Origin of the sequence: Streptomyces murinus, from assembly GCF_002154555.1 — a bacterium.
Taxonomy (GTDB): domain Bacteria; phylum Actinomycetota; class Actinomycetes; order Streptomycetales; family Streptomycetaceae; genus Streptomyces; species Streptomyces murinus.
The window spans coordinates 339-579 of record NZ_MUNF01000434.1 but is presented as its reverse complement, the minus strand read 5'-3'; the positions used below and the strand labels follow the sequence as shown (position 1 = coordinate 579).

The window sequence follows — 241 nt, the reverse complement described above, 5'->3', positions numbered from 1 at the left end:
CCGGGCCCTGTGCAGGACGTGCCGTCGTCAGGAGGCCGCGCTGCGCAGCCCCTGGACGTCGATCACCTCGGTCTCGTCGTGCGCCGTCAGGTCGATGACCTGGCCGACACCGCGTGCGCTCTCGTCGGCGGGCTTGAACTCCGCCTCCGCCTCGGCCTTGTGCACGGCCAGCGCCTCCTGGCCGACGACATCGGCCAGGTCCTCGTTCTGCACGGCGTCCAGCGCGGCCTTCGGCGTCGCC

1 pseudogene is annotated in these 241 nt (G+C 73.0%); it reads right to left on the bottom strand.

Annotation, left to right across the window (positions count from 1 at the left end):
• Nucleotides 1-27 precede the first annotated feature (27 nt).
• Nucleotides 28-241, bottom strand: a pseudogene (locus CCN72_RS25220) (hypothetical protein); the annotation flags it as partial.